Source organism: Stenotrophomonas sp. STEN022 (assembly GCF_056760155.1).
On sequence record NZ_JBRREG010000138.1, the window covers coordinates 1 to 9,276 of the forward strand.

Consider the following 9,276-nt stretch of genomic DNA (forward strand, 5'->3'; position numbering starts at 1 on the left):
TTTTTGTGGTTTTGCCGGCTATTGCGCATTTTTTTGGTGGGGGTTGTTGGGGGTTTTCGCCCGCTCCCACACGTGGCTTCACCGGTAACGCCCCAGCCGAGCATGGCTCGGCTCTACCGGGATTCCGCGGCCTGCCACTGCTGCAACAACTGCGCGCAATCGCGCAGCTGCCATTGCGCCATGCCCGGCCACGGATCATCCGGCACATTGATCAGAATCCCCGGCACGCCAGCAGCCTTCGCGGTGGCCAGGTCGTAGTAATGATCACCCACCATCCGCATCGCTGCCGGTGCTACATCCCAGCGCTCGGCAAAGAACTGCAATCCAGCCGGTGACGGCTTCGGCTCCACTTCCCAGCGGCCGATGATTTCCCCGGCGGCAAAACACTCCACCACACCAATCGCCGCCAAGGTCACTTCGGCCAGCTCGCGCGCATTGCGGGTAAGGATGCCCAGCCGGCAACCATCGGCATGCAGCGCGCGGATCAAGTCCACCGCGCCCGGCGCAGCAACCGATGCTTCGGCCAGCTCCCGCTCGTGCTGCATCAGCCAGGCATGGCTCTCCGCGGCATGCTGCGCCGGCAAGCTGGCAAGATGCTCAAGAATGTCCGCGCCGGATGGAATCCGCAGCTCGCGCCGGATCAATTCGAAATCATGCACCGGCTCGGTCAGGGTGCCGTCCATGTCGAACACCCAATGACGGCTGGCGGCAACGTCGCAACGCCCCGCCGTGTCAGCAACCACCGGCATCAATCCCAGTTCGGCATCTGGCTGCCATCCAGTCCGCCAACCTCGAACACCGCCTTGCGGGTGCCGCCGGCCAGTACCGGGAACTCGATCTCGATGACCTCGGCCTTGCGTGCCTGCCGCCACAGGCCGCGGTTGTCATCGATGAACATGGCGATGGCTTCATCGGTATCCGGGCGATACGCTGCCATGTTGCGGGCAGGCGCGCCGTCGACGCTGACCTTGACCTGGCAGGCGCGGTAGCAAACCTTGGCGAAGTCACTGGACTGCAGCACCAGATAGGCGTGGCGCTTCCATTCCGGGTGATCGCGGAACACCAGGTTCACCTGTTTGGGCCCGGTGCTGTCCACTTCCACGCGGTCCTTGCTGAGGATCGCCGCCGAGCGCTGGGTGCCGCCCTTGACCCGCACCTGGTTGTAACTCCACAAGGCCTGCATGCGGCGCAGCTCGCTGGCCGCAGCCGCCTTCTCCCGGACCTCGGCAAAGCCCGGCTCGATGCGCTTGGCGGTTTCAGAATCAGGGAACTGATCGAGCAGCGCGGCGCCGTGGATGCGCGCTTTTTCCCAATCGGCAGCGGTAACTGCAGTGTCGTACAGCTTGCCGATACCTTCGGCGTCGGCTTCGCGCTTGGCGCGCTCCTGTGCAGCTGCAGCTTCTTGTTGCTGGCGCTCGGCCTCCGGGTTGCTGCAGGCGGCCAGGGCGAAGACGCAGAGAGCGCCAAAGATCAGGGGTTTCATCAACAGCTCCGGTGAACGTGGCGCGGAATGGTCGCGCGATGGGCTTCACTTTAGAGCATGTTGGGGAATCGGGAATCGCTTTGGCTTTGGCTCTTATGCCGTCATTCCCGCCTACGCGGAAATGACGGCATTAAAAGCAACCGCAACCATCACTCCCCGCCAACCCGCCACCAATGCGTAGAAGGCGCCGGCGCACGGATATCCAGCCGCTCGCCCATCTGCGGCGCAGTCAACACAACCCCCTGCTCCGCCGCCAATGCGGTAATCCGCTCGAACGGCTCGGTCCAGGGATGCAAAGCCAGGTCAAACGTACCGTTATGGATCGGCATCATCACCTTGCCGCGCACATCCAGATGCGCCTGCAGGCTCTGCTCCGGTTGCATGTGTACGCCCGGCCAATCCGCGTCATAGGCACCGGTCTCGACCATCGCCAGATCGAACGGGCCGTAGCGCTCACCGATCTTCGCAAAGCCATCGAAATAACCACTGTCGCCACTGAAGAAGATCCGCGTGCGGCCGGTATCGATCACCCACGATGCCCACAGGGTGCGGTTGCCATCGGACAAACCACGACCGGAGAAATGCTGTGCAGGCGTGGCCGCGATCTTCAGACCTTCCACCCGCGTTTCCTGCCACCAGTCCAGCTGGGTGATTTTTTCCTGCGGCACGCCCCAGGCAAGCAGGCGATCGCCCACACCCAGCGCGGTGACGAAGTGCCGCACCTTCGGTGCCAGCGCCAACACCGCGTCGTGGTCAAGATGGTCGTAGTGATCGTGCGAAATTATGACGCCGGTGATATCGGGCAACTCGTCGATCGACAGCGGCGGCGCATGGAAGCGCTTCGGCCCCATGAACGAGAACGGCGACACCCGCTCGGAGAACACCGGGTCGGTCAGCCAGAAGTGACCATCCAGCTTCATCAGCATGGTCGAGTGGCCTAACCGCCACAGGCTGTCGTCGGGCGCGTCCAGTAGCGCCTGCCGGGTCAAGGCATGCACCGGAATCGCCACCTGCGGGGTCGCGTCAGCCGGCTTGTCGAACAGGAAGCGCCACCACACCTTGGCGCCGCGCACGAAGCCAAGCGGAACCTGCTTGGCCACATTGTGGAAGCGCCCCTCGCCGTATTGCGGCGACTGGTCGTAGGAAGCGGCAGGATGCGCGCCGCAGGTCAGCAGGCCAATGGACATGGCGATCAGCACCGTAATGGGAAGGAGGAAACGAGGCAGGCGACGCTTCATGGCTGGGCTTGCCGGTAAAAGTACACTGGCGAGTCTACTTCCATTTCAAGGAAAGTAAACTGAACGGTGTAAAATCAACGGATGAATGACTCCAAGCGCCCGCTCCGCCTGACCGACCGCAAACGCGAGGCCATCCTGCGCGCGGCGGTGTCCGAGTTCCGCGAACTGGGCTTTGCCGGCACCAGCATGGACCGCGTCGCCGCCACCGCCGGGGTGTCCAAGCGCACGGTCTACAACCACTTCGCCAGCAAGGACGAGCTGTTCACCGCCATCCTCTGGCAGCTGTGGGAAGCGAGCCAGTCGCTGGACGCCCTCGCCTACGATCCGGCCCGACCACTGCGCGAGCAGTTGCTGGCCTTCGTCGCGCAGAAGCTGCGCCTGCTCAGCGACGCCAGCTTCATCGACCTGTCGCGGGTGGCCATGGCCGAGCTGGTGCATGCACCGGAACGCGCACGGGTGATGATGGACAAGCTGGCCGAGAAGGAAGAAGGCCTGACCACCTGGATCCGCGCCGCGCAGGCCGATGGCCGCCTGCGCGATGACATCGCCCCGGCCGACGCCGCCCATCAGCTGCAGGGCATGGTCAAGGCGTTCGCGTTCTGGCCACAGATCGCGATGGGCGCTGCGCCCCTGGACGCCAGTGCACAGCAGCGGGTGATGCACGACTGCGTGGACATGTTCCTGGCGGTGCGCGCGCTCACGCCCTGAGTATGAGCACGGCGCGCACCCACCCCGGCAGCGTGCCGCAGGAATCGTCACTCTGGTGCACGAACAGTTGACATGACTACAGCTGTAGTTACCTTTGACACTGCGACGGCAAGGCAGCCATTCGTACACTCCGCGAACACGCCCACCGGGCCCTTCGCAGACACAGGCAACGTGCGCACTTCCCTGAGATGGTCATCGCTGTTGTTGTCCCTACTCCCACTCCATGCCCTCGCTGCCGATCAATGGATCTTGGTCACCGATCTATGGGGCAACAGCGCCCAGCAGACCTTGAATCTGGACGTGCAAGGCACGCGCGTCAGCGGAACATTGGGCGGCGACCCGATCGCCGGCAGCTTGAACGGCGCGCAACTGAAGTTCACCGCAACCGGCAGCGACGGTCAGGTCTATCATTACGATGGCCACATCGATGGCAGCCGCATGCAGGGCCGCAGCGACGAGCCGGACACCAACAACCGCAGCGCGCGTGCAGCGCATGATTTCAGCGCCTGGCGGGTGCCGGCACGGCCGGACAAGGCACCGCGCCTACATGACTTCACCCCAAGCGACTACTCCAACACCTTCAGCGCCGATCGCGCGCCGGCGCTGGTGATCTGGCCCGGCGATTCGGTGCAGACCAAGACCCTGGATTCCGGCGGTGTCGACGAGCACGGCATCACCCGCGCCTTGTTCGGCAACCCACAGGTCGGGCCGTTCTTCGTCGCCGGTGCCGAGCCCGGCGACACGCTGGCGATCACCATCCGTTCGCTCAAGCTCAACCGCGACTACGCCGACAGCCTCGACGGCATCGTCGGCCGCTTGAAGACACCGCGCATCGCCACCGAGACCGCGACGCTGGGCAATCCGGTGCGCTGGGAACTGGATCGCGTGCGCGGCATGGCGCGACCGCAGGGCGCCAGCGGCGCGCTGAAGCACTTTGAAATCCCGGTCAAGCCGATGCTCGGCGGCCTCGCTGTTGCTCCCGGTTTTGGTTACCCGCCCTTCTCCACCGGCGACACCAGCGACTTCGGCGGCAACATGGATTTCAACGCCGTGGTCGAAGGCAATACGGTTTACCTTGAGGTGCAGCAGCCCGGCGCATTGCTGTATGTCGGCGACGGTCACGCCCTGCAGGGCGACGGTGAAACCAGCCAATGGGCACTGGAGACATCACTGGATGTGGTGCTGAAGGTTGAACTGATCAAGAAGCAGTCCATCGCCACACCGCGCGTGGAATCGCCGACGCAGATCATGACCTTGGGCCAAGGCGGCTCCAGCGACGATGCGCTGCGTTTGGCGACTTCGGGAATGCTGCAGTGGCTGCGCCAGTCCTATGGTTTGGATATGTCACAGGCAACCCAGGTGCTGGGCGTGGCGGTGCAGTACAGCGTGGTCAATCTTGCTGGTCGCAGTGTTGGTGTGGCGGCGAAGATCGACAAGTCGGTATTGAAGGACCTGCCGCTTGCGGCGGCAAAGAGCAGTAACTGAGGGCTGCGGTCGAGTCTGATTGCGACTACGCCGCAGGAAGCCGACGCGCTCGGGCGCGCCATACAACCTGCTCAACAACGCCGACATGTAGTGCCGAGCCATGCTCGGCAGAGGCCTTACCGGTAACGCCCAGCCGAGCATGGCTCGGCTCTACAAAAAGGCTCCGCGCAAAGGGTCCCGGGTGCGCTGCGCTTACCCGGGCTACACAATTACCCGCAGATTTGAAGGCCGCACAAAAACAAACGGCGAGCCGAAGCTCGCCGTTTGTGTTGAAGCCTGCTGACGCCGATTACTGCTTCGGTGCAGCTTCCGCCTTGGCGATCATCGCTTCCACCGAGGCGGTGGTGATCGGGTGGTAGCCCGGCTTGGCCTTGGCAAACACTTCCTTGGCAAACGCCAGACCTTCCGGCGTCTTCAGCAGTTCAGCGTAGATCGGCAGCACCAGCTTGCGGCGGCCAACCTTCTGGATGAACTCACCGGCGGCAGCCTGTGCATCGGTGTAGCCGCTGCGGATTGCCAGCGGGTACCAACGCATCGCGATTTCGCCGTTCGGGGTACCGGTGAAGTGGTAACCCTTGTCCAGCTGCGCCAGCTTCTCGACCGGCAGTTTCTCGCCCAAGCCATCAATGAAACGCACCCATTCCTGGGTGTTCCACTCGCGGGTTACCTGGCTGTTCGGCAGCGAGTCGCTACCCAGGAAGGCGATGCGGGCGGTGTCGACCACGGCGAAGTTGCGCGAACGGGCCTTGCTGGCGAACGCCGGGATGCCCGGCTCTTCCAGCCATGCCTTCAGTTCGGCATCGGTTACCGCCGTCGGATTCTTCGGCAGCAGGTTCTTCTTCATGTACTCGACGAACTGGTCGGTGTTGGCGCTCTGGAAGGCATGGTCGTCGAACCAGCCACGCAGGAACGGATCAAACACCGCACGACCAAAGCGCTGCTCCAGGAACTGCAGGAACCATGCGCCCTTGACGTAAGCCACCTGGCTCAGCGCATCGTCCGGGTCACGCTCGTTGAGCGGCGGCAGTGCCAGCGCCTGGTCGGCCGGGCTCATGTCCTTCACTTCATTGAGCAGATCAGTCTGGTCGATCTCGCGCTCCATCTCGGCCATCTCGGCGCCATACAGCGCCTCGGTGATGCGGCCCTGCACGTAGGTGGTGAAACCTTCGTTGAGCCAGATGTCCTTCCAGCTGGCGTTGGTCACCAGATTGCCGGACCAGCTATGCGCCAATTCGTGCGCGACCAGCGACACCAGCGACTTGTCGCCAACGATGACGGTCGGGGTAGCGAAGGTCAGGCGCGGGTTTTCCATCCCACCGAACGGGAACGACGGCGGCAGCACCAGCATGTCGTAACGGCCCCAGCGGTATTCGCCGTACAGGTTCTCGGCGGCACCGATCATCTTTTCGGTGTCTTCGAATTCCTTGACGGCCTTGTTGACCATGGTCGGCTCGGCCCACACGCCGGAGCGCTCGGAGATCGGCTCGAACACCAGGTCGCCAGCAGCGATGGCCAGCAGGTAGGACGGGATCGGCTGCGGCATCTTGAAGGCGTAATCGCCATCGCGTGCAGCCTTGGGATCGTTGTCGGCGCTCATCAGCACCATCACGTCCGGGCGGCTGGTGACGTGCGCGCTATAGGTGAAGCGAACGCTCGGGGTGTCCTGCAACGGCACCCAGGAACGGGCGTGGATCGCCTGCGACTGGCTGAACATGAAGGGCATCTTCTTGCCCTCAGTCATGGACGGCTCCAGCCACTGCAGACCGGAGGCGGTCGGCGCGGTGTGGTAGGTGATGCGCACCGAGGTCGGCTGGGCCGGGGTTTCGATGCTCAGCTTGCTTCCGAACACCTTGTCGGCCGGCGCCAGCACGAACTGCAGCGGGGTGGCAGCGCCATCGGCGGCGAGGGCCTCGACCTTCTCAACGCTCAGCTCGCGGGTATCGAGCAGCAGCTGCTTGGCAGCCTTGTCCTTCCACTCCAGCGTATAGGTCGCGGTGCCGCCGATCTGTTTGGCGTCGAAATCGACCTTCAGATCCAGCGCAAGGTCCTTGATGACGACCTTTTCGGGTTCGGCGTAGGAGCTTTCATCGTGGCTGCGGCTGACGGTATTCACGGCGGCGGCGGGCTTCTGGGCGACGGGGTCGACGGTGGGGGCTGCGGGTTCTTTGGCACAGCCAGCGACAAGCGCCACGGCCAGGGGCAGCATCAGGAACGAAGAACGCATTGATCTGGAACCGGTTCAGGGGATAACCATTGATTTTAAACCCGAAAGGCTTTGTTGGATGCGGCAGTGCGGCAACCGACGGTTGCGGCAAGGCCCACGCCAGAAAATGCCTGATCCCGCCATCCCCGCGAAGGCGGGGATCGCTCTTCGCGTTGACTCATCATCAAGAGCAGGAGCAAAGCAAAAGCACCCCTCCCAACCCTCCCCTTGCCTTCGGCAAAGGGAGGGCTCAGGGCGGGCGGCCCACTGTAGTGCCGTGCCATGGTCGGCAGGGGCCTTACCAACAAAAGACAAAACCAGCAGCATCACCCCACATACGAAAAAAGCGGCCAATGGCCGCTTTTTCCTCAACCCACCCAGCAAGCAGGCCTCAAAGCTTGTAACCAGAGTGAATCGAAACAATACCCGCGCTCAGGTTCTTGTAATGGCAGCGACCAAACCCGGCCTCCGTCATCATCGCCTTCAGCTCTTCCTGCGGCGGGTGCTTGCGGATGCTCTCGGCCAGGTACTGGTAGCTGTCGGCATCGCCACGCGCAAACAGCTTGCCCAGCTTCGGCAGCACCTTGAACGAGTGGAAATCGTAGACCGGCTTGAACCAGTCCACGGTCACTTCCGAAAACTCCAGCACGCGCGCCTGCCCGCCTACCTTCAGCACGCGGTACATCTCGCGCAGCGCGGCTTCCTTGTCGGTCACATTGCGCAGGCCGAAGGAAATCGTCACCAGGTCGAAGCTCTGGTCCGGGAACGGCAGCGCCTCCGCGTTGAGCTGCACCCACTCGAAGCCCGATACCTGGCCGCGGTTGGTCAGACGGTCGCGCCCCACCGACAACATGCCGGCATTGATATCACCCAGCACCACGCTGCCCTCGGCGCCGATGCGCTCCTTCAGCAGCACGGCGATGTCACCGGTACCGCCGGCCAGATCCAGCACGCGGTCGCCCGGCTTCACCTGCGCGGTAGCGACGAAGTAGCGCTTCCACAGCCGATGAATACCCAGGCTCATCAGGTCGTTCATCAGGTCGTAGTTGTCGGCCACGGAAGTGAACACCTGGCCGACAAGCTTCTGCTTGTCCTTGGCCGGTACATCGCGGAAGCCGAAGTGGGTGGTGCCGGTCTTGTAGGGGGATTCGCTCATGGTGCCGATTATCGCACCGACAGCCCGATTGCGGCGCCAGCAGGCTGAATCCGGCCGCTATGATGATCGCCACGGCACCACAAGGACCTTGCATGATCACCACCCCGGACTACCGCGCCCTGCTTGAAACCGCCATCGCCGAGGCCCGCCAGGGCCTGGCCGAAGGCGGCATCCCGATTGGCGCGGCGCTGTACCACAACGATGGCCGTCTGCTCGGCTGCGGCCACAACCGCCGCATCCAGGAAGGTGACCCATCCATCCATGGCGAAACCGACGCCTTCCGCAAGGCAGGCCGCCAGCGCGGCTACCGCAACACCATCATGGTCACCACCCTGGCCCCGTGCTGGTACTGCAGCGGGCTGGTCCGCCAGTTCAATATCGGCACCGTAGTGGTGGGTGAATCGGTCAGTTTCCCCGGCGGCATCGGCTGGCTGCGCGAGAACGGCGTGAACGTCATCGACCTGAATGACGCCAGCTGCATCGAGATGATGGGCCGCTACATCGCGGAGAACCCAGACGTCTGGAATGAAGATATCGGCGAATAACGTGACGTAATCTGAACAAATCCCCATTAATCTCATGGGGAAATTAGACGCTGTAGCCAGATCGTAAGATAAACAGCGGTATGCTCGGGGTACAGGGGCACTGCCATCGAGGTGAAGCGATGTATACAACGCCCATCCAACACAGCAGTCGCCAATCCCTCCAGCGTGCTGGGGAGCAATTGCGACAGCAGTACGCACGACATCGCTGCTCGGCCCCGTTCTGGGATGCCTACCAACAGGTTCAACGTGAACTGGTAGCGGCATACCCGGAACACCAGGCCGAGCTCTGCAACCGCCTGGCGGTATTTGCCCAACGCCTGGGCGCGGTTGAGAAGGCTCAGTTACTGGAGCTGGCGGACAACGAAGCATAGAAAAAAACCGGGCCTGGCCCGGTTTTTTTTTGCTCCGATTTCGGTAGTGCCGAGCCATGCTCGGCAGGGGCTTGCCCGGTACAGCCC

Annotated in this window: 9 protein-coding genes; 4 read left to right on the forward strand and 5 right to left on the reverse strand. The window is 63.2% G+C overall.

Features of this window, described 5'->3' with window-relative positions:
- Positions 1–113: 113 nt before the first annotated feature.
- From ACVOMF_RS19530 to ACVOMF_RS19540, 3 genes are all read right to left on the reverse strand, one after another.
- Positions 114–749 (reverse strand): HAD family hydrolase, encoded by a 636-nt coding sequence (locus ACVOMF_RS19530; RefSeq protein WP_481510743.1) that lies wholly within the window; start codon positions 747–749, stop codon positions 114–116.
- Positions 749–1,483 carry a hypothetical protein gene (locus ACVOMF_RS19535; protein ID WP_481510744.1) on the reverse strand — a complete coding sequence of 245 codons (735 nt, stop codon included), beginning with the start codon at positions 1,481–1,483 and terminating at the stop codon, positions 749–751. Before ACVOMF_RS19535 ends, ACVOMF_RS19530 begins: the two co-directional genes overlap by 1 nt.
- Positions 1,484–1,632: 149 nt before the next feature.
- Entirely contained in the window at positions 1,633–2,721 is a 1,089-nt protein-coding gene (locus ACVOMF_RS19540) for an MBL fold metallo-hydrolase (RefSeq protein WP_481510745.1), read from the reverse strand.
- A gap of 81 nt (positions 2,722–2,802) precedes the next feature.
- Between ACVOMF_RS19540 and ACVOMF_RS19545 the strand changes: the two genes are divergently transcribed.
- Together ACVOMF_RS19545 and ACVOMF_RS19550 are read left to right on the forward strand one after the other, a co-directional pair.
- Entirely contained in the window at positions 2,803–3,429 is a 627-nt protein-coding gene (locus tag ACVOMF_RS19545; RefSeq protein ID WP_481510746.1) for a TetR/AcrR family transcriptional regulator, read from the forward strand.
- Positions 3,430–3,678: 249 nt separating this feature from the next.
- Positions 3,679–4,914, forward strand: a complete 1,236-nt coding sequence (locus ACVOMF_RS19550) for an acetamidase/formamidase family protein (RefSeq protein ID WP_481510747.1) — start codon at positions 3,679–3,681, stop codon at positions 4,912–4,914.
- 289 nt (positions 4,915–5,203) lie between these two features.
- Here ACVOMF_RS19550 and ACVOMF_RS19555 read toward each other — a convergent pair whose 3' ends face one another.
- Positions 5,204–7,138 carry a M1 family metallopeptidase gene (locus tag ACVOMF_RS19555; RefSeq protein ID WP_481510748.1) on the reverse strand — a complete coding sequence of 645 codons (1,935 nt, stop codon included), beginning with the start codon at positions 7,136–7,138 and terminating at the stop codon, positions 5,204–5,206.
- Positions 7,139–7,508: 370 nt separating this feature from the next.
- Positions 7,509–8,273: a bifunctional demethylmenaquinone methyltransferase/2-methoxy-6-polyprenyl-1,4-benzoquinol methylase UbiE gene (gene ubiE / locus ACVOMF_RS19560; RefSeq protein ID WP_303747501.1), complete on the reverse strand. Its 765-nt coding sequence runs from the start codon at positions 8,271–8,273 to the stop codon at positions 7,509–7,511.
- Between the two features lie 92 nt (positions 8,274–8,365).
- Between ubiE and ACVOMF_RS19565 the strand changes: the two genes are divergently transcribed.
- Together ACVOMF_RS19565 and ACVOMF_RS19570 are read left to right on the forward strand one after the other, a co-directional pair.
- Positions 8,366–8,818, forward strand: coding sequence for a nucleoside deaminase (locus ACVOMF_RS19565; protein WP_481510749.1), 453 nt, complete (start codon positions 8,366–8,368; stop codon positions 8,816–8,818).
- A 119-nt stretch (positions 8,819–8,937) separates the two neighbouring features.
- Positions 8,938–9,189: a hypothetical protein gene (locus ACVOMF_RS19570; protein ID WP_481510750.1), complete on the forward strand. Its 252-nt coding sequence runs from the start codon at positions 8,938–8,940 to the stop codon at positions 9,187–9,189.
- Positions 9,190–9,276: the final 87 nt, after the last annotated feature.